Genomic DNA, 17,996 nt, shown 5'->3' with positions numbered 1-17,996 from the left:
GTGAATTTATTACCTGTTATTACGCCGGGATAACTCCCGGCTTTTTTTGTTATTTATACTCTAATTAACTATTCACTTTGCTGAGTAGTCACGGCCAATAACCAGATATCTCGCCGCGCTTCAGTTACCGCCCCTTTGCGCTTCGCCCCTTCCTTGCTCGGCATAACAGTAAAGTCGGCTTGTTTGATCCACCGCTGATAGCGATTCTCGCCTAGCGCTTTATCTGCCTGAACCATCAGTGGTACCAACCGCACTCCCATGTGATCAAGACTGCGATAGGGCCACTTTGTCTGTTCATCAGAATAGGGAGCCATAAAATCAAGCGCTTTAATCAAACTACTGCCATTCGGTGTTTGATAACGCCACAAGTCGATTTGCACTTTATCCGCCAACTGCGCCATCAGCGTCGCCGCCTGCAAACTGAAATAACTGTAATGAAAAGAACGGGTCCGCGCCAATTCCAGGGGTTGCGAGCCTTCCGCAGCGAGTTGAGTATCCAGTTTGGTTTTCAATAATTCAGCCATCTCGGTAACCCGTTGTGGTTGTTGCAAATACCAGGCAATTCCAGCCACCTGGACTGTGTACCAGTTACCGTGATTATTCTGCGCCGCCGCCTCTTTTTTACCTGCCGGGCTGTGCTGTAGCCAGTGTAAGTATTCCGTCATCCACTGTTGCATCTGCTTTTCATCTTGCGCCGTCCAACGTTTATTCTGCCGCAACATAATCAGTGAATCGACAATACGAGTGGCAAAGTAGCGTCCATCCAAAATACCAGTGCTACGTCCCGCAGCAATACCCGGCACGCCCTGAGCATAATCGAGGTTCGGGTTCATGCGCGTTTGCGGGTTGATAAACCAGGTTCGAATCATGCTAATCGCTTTATCAGCATATTTCTGCTGGCCAGAAAAATACCAGGCCAGCGTCAACGCCTGTACCTGAGCGGTAAAATCAGCCAGACGCACCCCGTCGCTATCCGCATTTTTACTGGCCGGATTTATCTGCCCATCTTTGCGCATCCAAGGTAACCCATCACTTTTTTGGCTATCAGGCCACCAGTAGGCACTAAGACTGAGATAATCATGTTTCGAACCACTGGGCGGCATAATACTCTTGTCTGTGACACTTTGATCGGGCCGTTGCAGCGCTTTATCCGCCTGCTGTAATAACTGCTGGTAAGCCCGTATGGTCTCCTTTGGCGCCTGGTTTTGCGCAATACTCTGCTGGTTATGCTGCAATTCACTGGCAGACAAAAAAGCATAGTCACTGTTTAGCGAATTACTCTGCGCTGCATCGGCAAACGGGATTGCGAGCAAAATAAATAGCACCATCAACCCGGCGTATCTCCGCACCGGATTTAGTGTTCGAAAATCAAACCGGCGAGTGATTGGCAAAGCTGTTGATGTCATAAGTAATTCACCTTATCTGATAATTAACAATATAAGCATCGGATTTTATGCATCATGCCTGAAGCAACCTTAGCTTGCATGGGAAGCACTGAAACTATCAGTTGTTTATTAACTCATCAGTTATTATATTCAAGAATAACTCACTGTTTTTGCGTAAATTTCAGACGAAAAATTAAAACGTAAAAAAATGATAAAAACCTTTGCTAATGGCAGCTATTCTCATGTTTACTGATACCTCGATGTTTCACCGCTCCCTTTTTTATTGAATAATTATGCTTAAGCAAAATAGCCGTAATCTGTGGTTGCTGGTTGGTTCACTTTTCACTTTATACTTCGTTTGGGGTTCGACTTACCTGGTCATACGTATCGGGGTAGAGAGCTGGCCCCCATTGATGATGGCTGGCTTACGTTACCTGATTGCGGGTGTATTGCTGTTCAGCTTTTTAGCCATTCGTGGTCACGCCCTGCCCACATTCCGCCAATGGCTGGGCGCCAGTGCGATAGGTATCTTATTATTGGCTATCGGTAATGGGCTGGTTACCATCGCCGAACATCAACATGTTCCCTCAGGGATTGCCGCCGTCATGGTGGCGACTGTTCCACTATTCACTTTGTGTTTCAGTATGTTATGGGGGATGCGTAACACAAAACTGGAATGGTCTGGGATTGCTCTCGGGTTGGTAGGTATCATCTTGCTCAATACTGGTAGCAACTTATTAGGTAATCCGGTGGGGGCAATGTTGATATTATTGGCCTCAGCCAGTTGGGCATTTGGCTCGGTCTGGGCTTCACGGCTGGCGCTCCCCAGTGGTGCCATGTCCGGTGCCGCACAGATGCTGGTTGCAGGTGTGGTGTTGTTACTTGCCAGTACGCTAAGTGGTGAACAACTGGAACAAATGCCGACCATGGGTGGCATTCTCTCGTTACTTTACCTGATTGTTTTCGGCTCAATGCTCGCCATTAGCGCTTATATGTTCTTGCTAAAAAATGTGCGCCCGGCGGTCGCCACCAGTTATGCCTATGTGAACCCGGTTGTTGCGGTGTTGCTCGGTATTGGCTTTGCCGGTGAAAGTTTATCAACTACTGAATGGTGTGCATTAGCGGTGATTGTTTCTGCGGTAATATTGGTCACATTGGGGAAATTTCTGTTTAAGCCTCGTTAAGCTGCAACGGCCGACGTGTTTATTTTATCCAGAATATAGATGCATCAACCATGTAACATGGTTGTTTCATTCAGTGAACAGATTATAATTCCCTCTGTTTCGATAAAAAGTGAAAAAATTATGCTAAGAAAAGCACTCATTATCCTGATTGCGATAATGGCACTGAGTTCATTAGGTGGCGTTTTTCTCGCCGGGTTGAACATCTATACTCGTTCAACCACCCCACATGAAACTGAAACGACCGAATCCTCCCCACTGTCTGATATTGGCCCTGCGGGCTTATCCAACAATGGTCAGGAATCACCGTAAGCGCCCATCCAATCGCGGCATCGTTGTTGCAAAAAAGTCTGTAAACCCCTGACCCGCTCTGACACCTGCGAGCGGTGGGGGCACAATAGATTTAAGGGTAAGACTTCGCCCTGCCAGCTTGGCAATACCTGAACCAAACGCCCTGACCGGATATCATCGACTACATCAATAGCAGCCTTATTGGCAATACCCAACCCCGCCAGTGCCCAACGTCGCGCTATCTCACCATCATCACTGACGTATTCACCGGACATCGTTACCTCTTGTTCTTCCCCCTGTCGCATTAACCGCCATTGGTTATAAAGTCGACCATTGCGCTGATATAACACCGAATGATGGTCGGCCAATTGAGCTGGTGTCTGCGGCACGCCGTAACGGGCAAGATAGGCAGGGCTGGCACATAACATACGCCGATGTTGAGTTAGAACGGGCAATGCCACCAAGCTGGAATCGGTAGGCACCCCGAAACGCAAAGCAATATCTACCGGTTCGCGGAAAAGATCAGCGTGGCGGTCGTTGAGTAACAAATGCAATTGAATATGCGGATGTTGTTGTTTGAAATCATTCAACCAATCGACTAATAAATTACGGCCAAAGTCTGAAGGGGCTGAAAGTTGTAATACTCCAGATAAGCCCGTCATTTTTTTCTGAATTGCCTGTTCTCCCTCAACTAATGCCCCTAACGCAATACGTGCACTATCAAGATAGCTGGCCCCTGCTTCTGTTAGGCGCAAACTGCGAGTTGAGCGGACCAACAAACGCACACCCAGTTGAGACTCCAGGCGTTTTACCGCAATACTGGCTGCTGCGGGTGTGATATCGAGCCGACGAGCAGCTTCAGACAAACTACCGCAGTCAACCGTTCGAACAAAAACATCCAGATCACTAAATGAGATCATTAGTAAATTTCCTTTACAGGTGATTGTCTTTTTAGTCGATTGTTAGACAACTTTCAATAGATGACTATAGATGAAGAGTGAAACCCTTATTTAAATACAGGACTCATTATGGACATCACAACGTTATCTCAGCATCAATTCAGTTCTCCACTCAATCAACAAAAACTGGTTATTCTTGGGGGCAACAGTGGTATTGGCGCAGCCGTGGCTTATGCCGCCATCAGTCGAGGTGCCAAAGTCGTCTTGGTTTCGCGCCGTTCGGCAGGCTCACAATCTATCGATCACGATAGTGCTATGTGCCGCTTATCTGCTGATATGACTGATGCAGAATCACTCAAGCGTCTGTTTGCACAGATCGGAGCCTTTGATCACTTGGTTATTACCGCCGGGCCTGCGGTGCAAGCACACGCTTTGGCGGACACCTCTTTAAGCGAAGCTCAGGAAAATTTTGATGTAAAACTGTGGGGAGCACTGCGGGCGATACAATCAGCGTTACCTTATCTGCACCAACAGGGTTCGATAACCCTGACGTCAGGTTTGTTGTCACGTAAGTTTGTCAGCGGCCAGTTCATCAAAACAGCTATTAATGCTGCATTGGAAGCAGTCGGTAAGCAGTTAGCCAAAGAACTGGCCCCACGACGGGTCAATGTAGTCAGCCCAGGCGTAACCGCCACTGAAGCTTATAATAGTATGAGTAATGAGCAGCGACAGGCTATGTTTACAAAAATGGCAGCCTCACTACCTGTCGGTCGAGTCGGCCAACCGGTTGATATTGCGGGTGCCTTTGTGTTATTGCTGGAAAACAGTTTTATGACCGGTAGCGTGATTGATGTTGAAGGTGGCGGCTTGTTGTAATTAATATCACTTAGTTTTTCTATTGAGCCATACACGGGGCAATCACTGCCTCGTGTACTGAACAGTAAAGTGCTTATCTCGGCGATTGCTTCAGCAGGAGATTGGCTTGTTTACTCACACTAATAACACGTCTTATCAAAGTGTTATTACTCCTGCGGAGAACGCTTTTTCTTGCATCCTTCTAATTACGTCATAAGCCGAAATTGGTAAAACACTAAATGATTTTATTAATAACCTATCTTTGGCAGACGTGGCTTCAGGAGAATTAACGGTAGCCGTAATAGCCTGGCGGATCTGGGTAAGCTGTTGTGCTGAAGTTGACAATGAAGTGATAAGTGGCAGACCAGGAGCCGCGTCGGTTTGCGCTATTATTTTTAATCCGGCAACGGCTGAGGGATTGGCCCGCTGTAATAGTGCAAAACTGACACAATCTATTGCGGCAATATCGGCCTGTCGCTGTTGGATCATCGAGATCGAATGATAATGCCCGCCAGAGGCCAAACTGTGAGAAAAAAAATGCCCATTGATCGCCAATGGTGCAATTAAAGCACGTAGTGCATTGTATCCAGACTGAGAATCCATACTGTTATAGGCAACTATTCTATGGCGAAAATCTGCCAGTTGTTGGCCTTTTTCATCAGCACGGACCACAACCAAACTACGGTAATATTCCCCCGAACAGTAAGGTGATTGATAGCTAAATACCCCAATCAATTGCACCTGCTGTTGCAATAACGTCACTAGAGGAAAACCGCAGGTTTGGCTCAACAGCAAATTAGGATCACGCCAATGTTGCAGTAAATCAGTAGGCCAGATGAGTTGATCACTTATCCCTGGAGCACCATCTACCCCTATAACCCCATGACGGTGCAGTTGTTGCGATAATAACCGCCAAAAAGGCAAAACATCCTGCGGCTCGACACCATACATAGGAAGTGAAATTAGCATAGGCACCTGTTACTAATCAGAGCGCAAAACAGCCAAAACATTAATCGTGCCGGTCTATCGGAAGAGATTGTAATTCCCGCCAACGTGACAGCCGCCTGGCCCAACGAGCAAAAATCATATCCGTAATAATAGCCAATAGTGCGACCACAACCGCCCCCTGGATAACATAAGCCGTATTAAAACCGCTAAGTCCGATAATGATCGGAGAACCCAAGGTTTTCGTCCCAACAGTTGATGCTATTGCGGCAGTACCTATATTGATAATGACCGAGGTTCGGATACCTGCAACGATAATAGGTGCTGCCAGTGGCAATTCAACCTGCCACAAAATCTGCCTGGCACTCATTCCCACCCCTTCTGCCACCTCATGAATGCCGCGGGAGACAGACTCGATACCGGTGATGGTTCCTTGTAAAATCGGCAATAAACCATAAAGCACCAAAGCGATAATGGCGGGTTTTTCACTAAATCCCATCACCGGTACGGCAATAGCCAGCACCGCCACCGGTGGAAAAGTCTGCCCCATAGCAACAACGGTTTCCACCACTGAGCGAAACTCTTTCCCCATGGGACGTGTCACAGCAATACCCGCAATCACTCCTATCAAAACAGCGATAACACTGGAAACCAGCACCAATAAGACATGAGCAACCACCAGTGACCAGAATGTATCTTGCAGGTAGACAGGCCGATCGAGATCAGGAAATAACGCGGCAAAGAAACCGTGTAGAGAGGTCATACCAAAAACCAAACCGGTCAACAGCAGCAGCGCCCAGCACAGAGGGTCTTTTAGCCAGCGCAGTACATCGGACACTACCCATTTAAACGCTTTCTTTGTTGGCTTATAAGTATGGGCCGTATCACGGGTATGAGCGGTATCAGGTTTCACACGCTCCCCTTATCTGCCACCAAATCAGCAAAATAAAGCACACCTAGTGATTGCCCATATTCATCAGCCACCGGCAGTTTATCGGTCTGACGAGACACAAACAGGGAAAGCGCCTCGCGCAGGCTGGTAGTACCGAGAATCGGCGGCCCTATCAACGTTTCACCGCGCCTGACCCGTTGTTCAGCCCACCCCAGTGATAACAGCTTAATTCCGAGATCACTGCGACCAAAGAAATCACGAACAAAATCATTGGCGGGTTGAGTTAGCATTTCAAGAGGCGTTCCCTGCTGAATGACTCGGCCTTCATCCATCAGAACTATGCGATCAGCCAGACTCAACGCCTCATCAATATCATGAGTCACCAGCACGATAGTCCGACCCGATAATTGATGAATACGGGTAATTTCAAACTGGAGTGCCGAGCGCGTCACCGGGTCTAACGCGCCAAAGGGCTCATCCATCAATAAGACTTCAGGATCTGCTGCCAAGGCACGAGCGACACCGACACGCTGTTGCTGCCCACCAGACAATTGATGAGGATAGCGGTGGAGAAATTGTTCTGGTTCCAGATGCAGTAGCTCAAGTAATTCAATGACGCGTTGGCGAATACGGTCCTGGGGCCATTTCAACAACTGTGGCACAGTGGCAATATTGCGCTCCACCGTCCAGTGTGGAAATAAACCTATCGATTGGATGGCATATCCCATCCGCCGCCGAATATCTTCAGGTTTATAGTTACGAATTTCTTCACCAGCAAAATGAATCTCCCCCTCATCATGTTCAATAAGGCGGTTAATCATTTTTAATGTGGTCGATTTACCGGAGCCAGAGGTACCGATGAGTACAGTAAACTCACCCTTGGCTATCTGCAACGTCAGATTATCGACCGCTCGTTTACCGGCAAAATATTTACTTACCTGATGGAAATGAATCATCGACGTGAAGTATCCATAAAAATAACCATAAATTTAAACAGCGAATCAACCACAACCGCCATCACAATCACGGGGATAACGCCAAGCAGCACGAGATCCAATGCGCTGCTAAGCAAACCTTGGAACACAATCGCTCCTAACCCACCCGCACCAATCAATGCAGCCACGACAGCCAGCCCTACTGTTTGTACCGCGACAATGCGGATACCGGATAAAATAAGTGGCATCGCAATAGGTATTTGCACCTGAAAGAACAACTGGCTGCGAGTCATCCCCATACCTCGGGCCGACTCGACAACACTGTCAGGCACCGACTCTAGCCCTGCGACCACATTACGCACTAATGGCAACAATGCATAAAGCACCAACGCGACAATAGCCGGGGCCAGGCCGATACCGCTGACACCATGCTCTGCCAACCAGGGAAGAGCCGCAGCCAGCCCCGCTAAAGGTGCAATTAGCAGGCCAAATAAGGCAATAGATGGAATGGTTTGAATAATATTCAATGTCGAAAAAATGGTGCTTTGAAAATGACGAGAACGAAAACAGAGTAAGCCGAGTGGGACCCCCAAAAGGGTGGCGGGTATCAATGTTGCGAGTAAAATCTGAAGATGTTGCCATAGCGCATCATTAAATACGTCTTGCCGGTTAACGTACTCTTTCATTAACGATAGTTGATCCAACTGCCCCATCATGAGCAATATCACTACCGGCAGAAGCAGTAAGACATTAGCCACACTGCGCCACACAGGGTTAACAATGGCACGAGATAAACTATCGACGGCAATCAATAGACTCATCCCACTCATCAGCCAGAACCCTCCACCTAATGAGGTACGTGCCAGACTCTCGCCACCTCCGGCAAGCTGTATGGCGGTCGTGCCAGCCAATAACAACAAACCCAAAAGCAGCAACTCGGCAAATAATACTGTTAGCCAATACAGCACGATATTTTGTTTTAAGAACGCAAAAATAAGCAGGATCAGAATAGGAATTAGCACTGCCCCATTTGATCCACTTATCAGCGATAACAACGAGATCCCTTGCCCGGAAATCAATCGGTTAGGTGCATGGCTCACAAAAGACAGCCCAGCACCTGATAAAACCAATAAAATAGCCAGTACTAGCAGGACCCGGTTTTTGACAGCCATAAAAATCCATCTCCATGACAGGTAACCTTTGTTGTAATAACGAGTGACCTGTTTCTTTAATAGCGCTATAAATCAGATGCCTACAGCGCCATCTCTGACACCCACCACTATCCTTTAACAAACCCTTTCTCTTTCAGATAATTAGCTGCCACTTTTTTCGCATCCTGACCTTCAACCGCAATGCGGGCATTCAGTTTTTGTAGCGTCGGCCCATCAAGGGTAGCAAATACAGGATTGAGTAAAGCAGGTATCGTTGGATGCGCTTTCAGTGTGGCCTCACGAATGATCGGCGTCGGCGCATAAATAGGTTGCACACCCTTAGTGTCTTCGAGTGTTTGTAAGCCTAAAGCAGCAACCGGGCCATCAGTGCCATACGCCATGGCAGCATTAACACCAGAGGTCTGTTCTGCCGCAGCTTTAATCGTCACCGCAGTGTCACCACCGGCTAATGATAACAATTGGTCTTGATTCAATTTAAAGCCGTAAGCTTGCTGGAAAGCAGGCAAGGCATCTGGCCGTTCAATAAACTCGGCGGAGGCCGCTAATTTGAATTTACCACCAGCATTAATCCATTTCCCCAAATCCTCCAGCGTTTTCAAGTTATTCGCTTGGGCTAAATCCTGGCGTACTGCAATGGTCCATGTATTGTTCGCTGGAGCAGGTGAGAGCCACACCAGTTTGTTCTTCTCGTAATCTAACGCTTTGACTTTTTCATAGCCTGCTTTCGCATTTTTCCAAGCGGGATCTTTTTCATCCGAGAAGAAAAAAGCCCCATTACCGGTATATTCAGGGTAAATATCAATCTCACCCGCAGTGATAGCACCACGCACTACTTTGGTGGTGCCCAATTGTGATTTATTGGTGGTTTTTATCCCGTTAGCATCCAGTACCTGCACAATAATATTGCCCAGCAATGAACCTTCAGTATCAATTTTTGAGCCAACTCGGACAGTATCTGCGGCCTGTGATATACCGGTTGATGCCGTTAGCACCATTGCCGCCAATGCAAAAATCCGGCCACGGGTTAGGGTCATTGCCATGCTTACCTCTCATGTGCTCAAGGGTGAGTTAACGTTCATTCTTGCATACTTGTAGTAGCTGAATGTTTACAGGGTGTGCGGCCAAGACATCTTTAACAGATGAGTAACCATATTAGATTTAGTCCAAAACAAACCAAATAACCAATTGATATTAAATATATTATTAGCGTTACATTAGGCTTGTAGGTTTGTATCTATAATACGTAACAGTTTGATAGCTAAGTATTTAAGCTGTGTTGTAACAGCAAAATTTTCAGTTAAGATTACATTAAATACTGTATATAACAACAGCAATTTTCAAATAACAGAAGAGATCGCTAAGAATTTTTTCACCTGAATCCATAGCCGTTTTAACCTCAGCGGGCTGATTTAGGTTGATTCAGAATGCTGGCTACTACTTTTAATCACACCATACCGCTCTTCTGCCGCAACAGTTTTATTCTCGCAATCGTAAAATGGGTGTACTTCTATTTCCAACGCAGTAAAAGCAAATGCGTCAAACCATTGAGTATAGCCGTTCACGACAAATTGCCCGCTGCGCTGCTGATATTGAACGCGGTTTTCCAGATAAATCTGGCGTAACCCGTACCAAGGTAAGGCTGGCAAATCATGATGCACCAAGTGGTAATTGAGGTTTAGAAATAACAGACGCCATGGCCATGCAGCTTCATTCAAGGCTGAGCGCGCCGAACTCTCTGGCGCTGCACGATGTTCAAAAAAAGATCTTACTTTAGTCAGACTAAGTGCCGGATAGCTAATCGCCAGTAGGTAGAAAACGGCAGAAATACCATAGCCTGCCATCCAGTGAAGTAACCCGTAAAGTAGCCCTAAATGAATCAGCCACATGAATATGGCCGAGCGATCGCCGGAAATAAAAGCCCGGGCTGCGCTGCGAAGAGTATTAATGATGTCTAGTGATGGCCCGAGGGCTAGCCGCCCCACAAAGGTGTTACTCGCACGTATAATACCTTTGAGTAATATGTGGAAGTATTGCCATTGTGTTGCCGTGTAGTAATAGCACTCTGGATCTTTTTCTGGGTGAGTCAAATCCTCATCGCGGTGATGTTGAATATGAGAATCACGATAAAGGCCATAGGGGTACCATACCGCCAGTGGCAAAGTTCCAAATAGCTGATTTACCCTCCGCCAACGGGTTGGATGGCCGTGAATCAACTCATGTTGCAAAGACATATACCACGCACTCAACAAGATCAGCAGAACACTTCCCATCACTGGCCCTAATTGCTGCCAATGAATAACACCAACAAACCACCCAGTGTAAATGACACCGATCAATATCCAAGTAGGGATCTCCAGACGCCATAGCCAAGAACGGGACAACTGCTTTACCTTTGCCCGTTGCTGCTCACTAAGATAATGAGCAGTAGTTGTCGCGTGATTATTACGTTTAGTGTCAGCAGTGGGCATATTTAAAACTCATACATGGCCTAATTCGGGCCAGTATCAGCTAAATGATGCTCACCACTAACTAACTTAAGGTGCTATGTAAATCTGAGAATTAGATAACCTCTCTTCGCATTGACATTGTAGAAATTAAAAATGTTAGCTGTAGCTGAATGGTCAATCTGTTAAGACATTTACCCAGCATCGTTCCTCGGCAGAAACGGCAATAGCATCCAATACTTTCGATACTTTCCAACCTTCTTCAAAATCCGGCCACATACGGTCATCGGCAGCAATGCCGTTAATCAAATCGCGGATCTCAACCGTTTTTTGATCGTTAAATCCAATACCATGTCCTGCACTGACACAAAAAGCCGCATAGTCTGGATGCTGTGGCCCTATAAGTAATGTTTTAAACCCTTGTCTGGCCTGTGGATCATCATGGCGATAGAGCTGTAATTCCGCCATGCGTTCTTGAGAATAACTGATCGCACCTTTAGTGCCGGTGATTACATATGTCAGCCCCATTTTACGGCCACAAGCAATCCGTGAAGTTTCTATGGTCCCCATAGCACCATTGCTAAAATGCACCAATGCACTGGCTTGATCTTCATTCTCCACCGCAAGAAGCGATGAGGGATCTTTCGGGTCAGGGCGCCGTCTGATGATAGTTTGCATATCGCCACAGACACGGGTGATATCGCCGACCAGATAATGAGCCATATTAACAATGTGTGCGGCTAAATCCCCCAAGGCCCCCAGACCTGCCTGCGCCTTGGTACAATGCCAGTCCAAAGGTGTGAGTGGATCAGCCAGATAATCTTCATTATGAGTACCATAAAAATGCACGACCTCACCAATCTCACCGTTTGCAATAATTTCTCGCGCTAACTGACTCGTTGGATTTTTCATATAATTGAAACCCACCAACGTTTTTACCCCTTTTGCACGTGCAGCATCGACCATTTCTTTAGCATCGGCAGCACTCAGCGCCAGTGGCTTTTCTGAATAAACATGTTTGCCGTGGCTAATTGCTGCTAGAGCCATCTCCTTATGCAAGAAATTTGGTGCACAAATATCCACCACATCAATATCAGGATCGGCAACCAGTTCGCGCCAATGGGAGGTAGATCGGGAAAAACCAAATTCTGCAGCACGTTTTTGAGCCAATTCAGGAGTCACTTCTGCCAACATCTCTAATACTGGCTGACCCTTGAGTGGAAAAACAGTCGCAACCTGCGCGTAAGCAATGGCGTGGCAACGGCCGATATAACCAGTACCAATAAGGCCAATTCGAACTTTTTTCATTTTATTCCCCTTACCTGTTTATAAATTAAAGCCCCGATAAGGTAGCTTTACTTGCCACTGGTTATACGAAATTAAAATTTCACTATCAAGTCAATATGAAATTAAAAGTTATTTTTGCGAGGCGCTACGAAGAAAAGGGTCAAGCTAATGAAAGCTTACACAAGCAGGATACTTCTATCAGAATGTAGTTCACAGATTGAATTCCAAATTAAATTAATTAATTATATATTTTCATTATGTAATTTATTGAATAATAAATTTCAATAAATGCGAAGCGTCACGCATCATGAGCAAGTCGGGGTTTCAATAGCGTAATTTCGTTATATAGTGGGCATCAAGATGAAGCGATAAATCCCATCGCTCCTTTATAATGTTGACAGGTAACTTGCTATGAACTCACCTTTTCTGGTTACAGCACAATGGCTGGCAGAACATGCTAATGATGCCGATATCGTTATTCTGGATGCCAGAATGTCACCGCCGGGATTGATACCTAAAAGAGACATTCAGGCTGAGTTCGAGCAAGGGCATATCCCGGGAGCCGTTTACTTTGATATTGATGAAATTGCAGACCACAGTACTGAATTGCCACATATGCTGCCATCGCCACAGGAATTCAGTGAGAGGGTTGGTCAATTAGGGGGAAGTGAGCAACATACTTTAGTGATTTATGACGACGGTAACCTGTTTTCCGCACCACGCGTTTGGTGGACGTTCCGTACTTTTGGTGCCAAAAATGTGCGTATATTGGCCGGTGGTATCAACGGATGGCGGCAAGCGGGTTATGCATTAGAAAGCGGCCAGGCAAAATCAACCCCGCAAGTGTTCAATGTGGCTTTCAATAGTGCTGCGGTCAAAAACGTTGATGAGGTTGTCGCCGTACTGGGAAATAGTGAAGTACAAATTATAGATGCTCGGCCAGCCAACAGATTTAAAGCCCAAGAGCCTGAGCCTCGGCCTGGTCTGCGCCTTGGCCGTATCCCCGGCAGTATTAATGTCCCGTGGGGGAGCATGGTAGAAAATGGTAATTTGAAATCGCCACAAGCACTGGCACGTATTTTTGCCGCTCAAGGCGTGGATTTAACCAAGCCCATTATTACCAGCTGTGGTTCTGGCGTAACAGCCGCAGTGGTAGCTTTGGGGCTGGCGGCATTAAACGCACCATCAGTATCACTCTATGATGGTTCTTGGGCGCAATGGGGGGCATTCGATTCACTGCCCATCGAGGATACCCGCCTCCCATAAGAGCCTGTCAGATAGCAACCAGGCCACGGACACCGTCTAACTCCATATCAGTGCCGTGGCCACGCTGGATAATTTTGCCACGGGACATCACTAAATAGTTATCCGCCAGCTCTGCGGCAAAATCATAAAACTGCTCAACCAACAAGATAGCCATATCCCCTTGAACAGCCAGTTTTTTGATAACTATACCTATCTCTTTGATAACCGAAGGTTGAATTCCCTCAGTTGGCTCATCCAAAATGAGCAAACGAGGCTGGCAAGCCAATGCGCGCCCAATCGCCAACTGCTGCTGCTGCCCACCAGATAGATCCCCACCACGGCGATGTTTCATTTCTTGTAACACTGGGAATAACTGATAAATACTTTCAGGTACTAACTTGCTCTGGGCGCCGGGAAAACGAGAAAGCCCCAATAGAATGTTCTCCTCAACCGTTAATCTGGGGAAAATTTCTCTACCTTGTGGCACATAAGCAATGCCTCCTTTCACCCGTTGGTGTGGTGACTGATGGCTAATATTTTTACCTTCCCATGTAATGCTACCGTTTTTGACCGGCACCAGTCCCATCAAGCATTTGAGTAATGTCGTTTTACCAACGCCATTACGGCCCAATAAGCAAGTAACCTCACCTATCGCAGCCTCGAATGACAAACCACGCAAGATATGGCTGCCACCGTAATATTGATCAAGTTCATTCACTTGCAGCATATATTGACCTTAAATATCCAGTTAACTGTTAGTCACCAAAACCCGATCACATGATATGGCAGGAGAAACAACGCCGATCAGCCGCTATGAATCAAGGCGCAATCCCCCGAAGTTTGGTCAACCCAAATGAGGGGGGAAGCAACACCGAGTCAGAACGGCTCAGCGCCCCAAATATACCTCGATCACTTGCTCGTTGGCCTGCACCTCTGCCAATGACCCCTCGGCCAACACCTGGCCCTGATGCAACACCGTGACATGATCAGCAATAGACTCGACGAACCCCATATCGTGCTCCACGACCATCAGTGAATGCTTCCCGGCTAATTGATTAAACAACTCGGCGGTATAGGCGGTCTCGGCATCGGTCATCCCAGCGGCGGGCTCATCCAACAGTAGCAAATGCGGGTCTTGCACCAATAACATCCCAATTTCAAGAAACTGCTTTTGACCATGAGATAACAAGCCTGCCTGCCGCTGTCGCATCTCACTAAGGCGCAACATAGTAAGGGTTTCATCAATTTGATCCCGCTGCTCACTGTTCAACTTGGCGCGCAGACTGGCCCAGACCGTTTTGGTGCTTTTTTGTGCCAACTCAAGATTTTCAAACACACTTAGCGCTTCAAATACCGTCGGTTTCTGGAATTTCCGGCCAATCCCTGCTTGAGCAATCTCTATCGTATTCATCATTGAGAGATCATGGTGTTGGTCATAGGTCATCTTACCGGCCTGGGGACGTGTTTTACCGGTTATCACATCCATCAGCGTGGTTTTACCCGCACCATTCGGGCCAATAATGCAACGCAGCTCGCCAACACCTATTTGCAATGAGAGATCACGCAAAGCATGAAAGCCATCAAAACTAACATTAATATTTTCGAGGGTTAACACCGGATCCCGTTGCTGGCGATGCTTGTCGGCCGCATGCTCTAACGCACCGGGTTCCTGAGCAATTATCTCGGGATAAATCAGTTGTTCCGTAATTTGAAACCGGCTCATTTGTCTTTCCCCCGCCGCAGTAACCCGATAACACCCTTAGGTAAGAACAACGTAACCAAAATAAATATCAATCCGAGGAAGAACTGCCAATATTCTGGCATTGCCATGGTGAACCAGCTTTTTGCGCCATTGACAATGCCAGCCCCTAATACCGGGCCAATTAATGTCCCGCGCCCCCCAAGTGCTACCCAGATAGCAGCTTCAATAGAGTTGGTTGGCGACATTTCACTTGGATTGATGATACCAACCTGAGGTACATACAACGCTCCCGCCAGAGCACAGAGTACGGCTGATAATGTCCAGACAAACAGCTTGAAACCTTTCGGATCATAGCCACAAAATGTCAGGCGATTTTCAGCATCACGCACGGCGGTCAACACTCGCCCAAACTTGGTGCGGGCCAATGCAAAGCCCAATACCAAACTGGCGATTAACAAAGCGAGTGAGGCCAGAAACAGGGCAATACGGGTAGAGGTTGCCGATACCGGGAAGCCCAGCATAGTGGTAAATCCGGTGAAACCGTTGTTACCGCCAAAGCCCGTTTCGTTACGGAAAAACAGTAACATCCCCGCGTAAGTCAGCGCCTGCGTCATGATAGAGAAATAGACGCCCTTTATTTTGGAACGAAAGGCGAAATATCCAAAAATAAAAGCCAGTAAACCGGGAACCAAGACGATCAGGCACAATGCCCAAATAAAATATTGGCTACCACTCCAAAACCACGGCAACTCAGACCAGGATAGAAAAGACATGAATGCAGGCAGGCCATCACCAGCCGCCTGACGCATCAGATACATGCCCATGGCATAACCACCAAGTGCGAAAAATAGGCCATGGCCAAGAGACAGTAAACCGGCATATCCCCATACCAGATCAAGTGCGATAGCCACTACTGCATAGCATAGAATCTTACCGATAAGCGTTAAGGTATAGGTTGATATTGCGAGGGGATTATCAGCCGGCAGCAGTGCTAAAAAAGGCAAAATAATCAGTGCAGTAACAACTACAGCCCCCAATGATAAGCTGATAACAGGTGCTTTTTGCGTCAAGGTTATAGCTAAAGGTTGATTCATTAATCACTCACCCTGCCCTTGAGGGCAAACAGACCCTGCGGCCGTTTTTGAATAAATAATATGATTAGCACTAAAATCAAAATCTTACCTAATACTGCGCCAATCTGCGGTTCCAAAATTTTATTCAGCATGCCTAACCCCAGTGCTGCAACAACACTGCCAGCCAGTTGTCCGACACCACCAAGCACAACAACCAGGAAGGAATCGATGATGTAGCCCTGCCCTAATTCCGGACCAACATTTCCCAGTTGTGACAGGGCAACCCCTCCTAATCCGGCAATACCCGAACCCAGACCAAAAGCCAGCATATCAACCCTGCCGGTTGCCACCCCACAGCAAGCAGCCATGGCGCGATTTTGCGTCACTGCCCGTACCTGTAGACCGAGGCGGGTTTTATTTAGCAACAGCCAAGTGAGTAACAGAACAATGATCACAAAGGCGATAACGGCGATACGATTCCATGGCAAAACCAGATTTGGCAAAATCTGTACCCCGCCAGACAGCCACGCAGGGTTAGCGACTTCCAAGTTTTGCGCGCCAAAAATCATACGCACGCTCTGAATCAGCATTAGACTAATTCCCCAGGTTGCCAACAGCGTTTCCAGCGGGCGGCCATAAAGATGCCGAATTACCGTTCGTTCCAAAGCCATGCCGATTCCAGCCGTAATAAAGAACGCGACCGGCAAGGCGACCAACGGATAGAGGGCTAGCCAATGCGGAGCTAATTGCTGAAACAGTGATTGCACCAAGTAAGCTGAATAGGCTCCCAACATCAGCATTTCACCATGGGCCATATTGATAACACCCAATAGGCCGTAAGTGATGGCTAACCCAAGAGCTGCTAGCAACAAGATAGAGCCTAGTGATAACCCGCTGAATACTTGCCCAATAATATCCCCGACCATCAACCGATTTTGTACCTGTTTCAAACTACTGGCTGCCGCGGCACGCACTTGTGCATCAGGCTCGGTTTTAGCATCGGTTAAGCTTTGCAAACGAGATTGGGTTTGTGGCGAACCTGATTGTCCGAGCAATTGCACAGCATTCAGGCGCACCAAAGGGTTACTATCGGTCAGTTGTAAATTAGCCAAAGCAATACTTAGCGCCTCTTTGACTTTACTGTCTGTTTCCAATTTAAGACGCTGATTAAGTAACGGTAATTGATCACTTTGCGCTTGCTGCTGTAACTCTAGTGCCGCTTGCAAGCGCACTGATTCGTCTTCACTTGCCAGCCGTTGAGCCGTCAGTGCATTAGCAATCAGAATACGTAAGCGGTTATTGAGCCAGATTTTCTTTGGTGTACCGACAGGTTGTAACTGCCCTTCCAGCGGGGTGAAACTCTGATTATGCTGGATGAATGCCTGCCCTGTGCTATCGACCACCAACGTTTCTTGTTTCAGTGCCTGCAATAAGGGTAATCGGCTAGCATCCGGTTCGGTCGCCCATTGCTGCAACATAGCGGCTTGCTGTGAACGATTAGCCACAGCAAAATCATGGGCTGGCCCTGCTGTTGCCAAGGCTGAAAAGCTCAGTAACAGGCCTATCAGCGGCCTGAGCAAAAGATTGACTGCTCTACTCCAAACAGGAATTAACAATTTCATAGGCCCGCTCATCACTGATATATGGCAAAAAAGATCCAGAGCCAGCAAAATCTGGCCCTGGAGAGTCA

At 47.2% G+C, this 17,996-nt stretch carries 17 protein-coding genes; 4 read left to right on the top strand and 13 right to left on the bottom strand.

Annotation, left to right across the window (positions count from 1 at the left end; all coding sequences use genetic code 11):
- Window positions 1-68: 68 nt before the first annotated feature.
- Window positions 69-1,406, bottom strand: coding sequence for an alginate lyase family protein (locus Q2T72_RS07435; RefSeq protein ID WP_372568888.1), 1,338 nt, complete (start codon window positions 1,404-1,406; stop codon window positions 69-71).
- 272 nt (window positions 1,407-1,678) lie between these two features.
- On the opposite strand from Q2T72_RS07435, the gene yedA reads away from it, so the two are divergent.
- Both yedA and Q2T72_RS07425 read left to right on the top strand, forming a co-directional pair.
- Complete coding sequence (gene yedA / locus Q2T72_RS07430) at window positions 1,679-2,569, top strand: drug/metabolite exporter YedA (RefSeq protein ID WP_083159458.1); 891 nt, start codon at window positions 1,679-1,681, stop codon at window positions 2,567-2,569.
- A 120-nt stretch (window positions 2,570-2,689) separates the two neighbouring features.
- A complete protein-coding gene (locus Q2T72_RS07425; protein ID WP_032815427.1) occupies window positions 2,690-2,878 on the top strand; it encodes a hypothetical protein in 189 nt (62 codons plus the stop codon).
- Here the strand turns inward: Q2T72_RS07425 and Q2T72_RS07420 are convergent.
- Window positions 2,863-3,777, bottom strand: a complete 915-nt coding sequence (locus Q2T72_RS07420) for a LysR family transcriptional regulator (protein WP_372568887.1) — start codon at window positions 3,775-3,777, stop codon at window positions 2,863-2,865. The genes Q2T72_RS07425 and Q2T72_RS07420 overlap by 16 nt on opposite strands.
- A gap of 108 nt (window positions 3,778-3,885) precedes the next feature.
- On the opposite strand from Q2T72_RS07420, the gene Q2T72_RS07415 reads away from it, so the two are divergent.
- Entirely contained in the window at window positions 3,886-4,632 is a 747-nt protein-coding gene (locus Q2T72_RS07415; RefSeq protein ID WP_372568886.1) for an SDR family oxidoreductase, read from the top strand.
- 135 nt (window positions 4,633-4,767) lie between these two features.
- Here the strand turns inward: Q2T72_RS07415 and Q2T72_RS07410 are convergent, their stop codons facing one another.
- The 7 genes from Q2T72_RS07410 to Q2T72_RS07380 form a co-directional block, all read right to left on the bottom strand.
- Window positions 4,768-5,562 (bottom strand): PhnD/SsuA/transferrin family substrate-binding protein, encoded by a 795-nt coding sequence (locus Q2T72_RS07410; RefSeq protein ID WP_193784829.1) that lies wholly within the window; start codon window positions 5,560-5,562, stop codon window positions 4,768-4,770.
- A gap of 58 nt (window positions 5,563-5,620) precedes the next feature.
- Window positions 5,621-6,319: an ABC transporter permease gene (locus Q2T72_RS07405; RefSeq protein WP_372569866.1), complete on the bottom strand. Its 699-nt coding sequence runs from the start codon at window positions 6,317-6,319 to the stop codon at window positions 5,621-5,623.
- Window positions 6,320-6,465: 146 nt separating this feature from the next.
- Window positions 6,466-7,404 (bottom strand): ABC transporter ATP-binding protein, encoded by a 939-nt coding sequence (locus tag Q2T72_RS07400; protein ID WP_372568885.1) that lies wholly within the window; start codon window positions 7,402-7,404, stop codon window positions 6,466-6,468.
- A complete protein-coding gene (locus Q2T72_RS07395) occupies window positions 7,401-8,555 on the bottom strand; it encodes an ABC transporter permease (RefSeq protein WP_083159468.1) in 1,155 nt (384 codons plus the stop codon). The genes Q2T72_RS07400 and Q2T72_RS07395 overlap by 4 nt, the downstream gene beginning before the upstream one ends.
- 107 nt (window positions 8,556-8,662) lie before the next feature.
- Window positions 8,663-9,595, bottom strand: a complete 933-nt coding sequence (locus tag Q2T72_RS07390; RefSeq protein WP_083159470.1) for an ABC transporter substrate-binding protein — start codon at window positions 9,593-9,595, stop codon at window positions 8,663-8,665.
- A gap of 369 nt (window positions 9,596-9,964) precedes the next feature.
- On the bottom strand, window positions 9,965-11,023 hold the full coding sequence (locus Q2T72_RS07385) for a fatty acid desaturase (protein WP_083159472.1): 1,059 nt from the start codon (window positions 11,021-11,023) through the stop codon (window positions 9,965-9,967).
- A gap of 153 nt (window positions 11,024-11,176) precedes the next feature.
- Window positions 11,177-12,307 (bottom strand): Gfo/Idh/MocA family protein, encoded by a 1,131-nt coding sequence (locus tag Q2T72_RS07380; protein WP_083159474.1) that lies wholly within the window; start codon window positions 12,305-12,307, stop codon window positions 11,177-11,179.
- 390 nt (window positions 12,308-12,697) lie between these two features.
- On the opposite strand from Q2T72_RS07380, the gene sseA reads away from it, so the two are divergent.
- Window positions 12,698-13,552, top strand: coding sequence for a 3-mercaptopyruvate sulfurtransferase (sseA, locus tag Q2T72_RS07375; RefSeq protein ID WP_372568884.1), 855 nt, complete (start codon window positions 12,698-12,700; stop codon window positions 13,550-13,552).
- A 7-nt stretch (window positions 13,553-13,559) separates the two neighbouring features.
- Here the strand turns inward: sseA and urtE are convergent, their stop codons facing one another.
- The 4 genes from urtE to urtB all read right to left on the bottom strand — a co-directional run bounded on the left by urtE (window position 13,560) and on the right by urtB (window position 17,928).
- Window positions 13,560-14,258: an urea ABC transporter ATP-binding subunit UrtE gene (urtE, locus tag Q2T72_RS07370; protein ID WP_083159478.1), complete on the bottom strand. Its 699-nt coding sequence runs from the start codon at window positions 14,256-14,258 to the stop codon at window positions 13,560-13,562.
- A 159-nt stretch (window positions 14,259-14,417) separates the two neighbouring features.
- On the bottom strand, window positions 14,418-15,254 hold the full coding sequence (urtD, locus tag Q2T72_RS07365; protein ID WP_372568883.1) for an urea ABC transporter ATP-binding protein UrtD: 837 nt from the start codon (window positions 15,252-15,254) through the stop codon (window positions 14,418-14,420).
- Window positions 15,251-16,327 (bottom strand): urea ABC transporter permease subunit UrtC, encoded by a 1,077-nt coding sequence (gene urtC / locus Q2T72_RS07360; RefSeq protein WP_083159484.1) that lies wholly within the window; start codon window positions 16,325-16,327, stop codon window positions 15,251-15,253. The genes urtD and urtC overlap by 4 nt, the downstream gene beginning before the upstream one ends.
- The gene (urtB, locus tag Q2T72_RS07355) at window positions 16,327-17,928 is read right to left on the bottom strand and encodes an urea ABC transporter permease subunit UrtB (RefSeq protein WP_083163796.1); all 1,602 of its coding nucleotides are present in this window, start codon (window positions 17,926-17,928) and stop codon (window positions 16,327-16,329) included. Before urtB ends, urtC begins: the two co-directional genes overlap by 1 nt.
- Window positions 17,929-17,996 lie beyond the last annotated feature (68 nt).

This window comes from Yersinia sp. 2466 StPb PI (assembly GCF_041538325.1).
Taxonomy (GTDB): Bacteria; Pseudomonadota; Gammaproteobacteria; order Enterobacterales; family Enterobacteriaceae; genus Yersinia; species Yersinia enterocolitica_E.
Note: the sequence above shows the minus strand (reverse complement) of the source record. Positions and strands in the feature narration are given on the sequence as shown.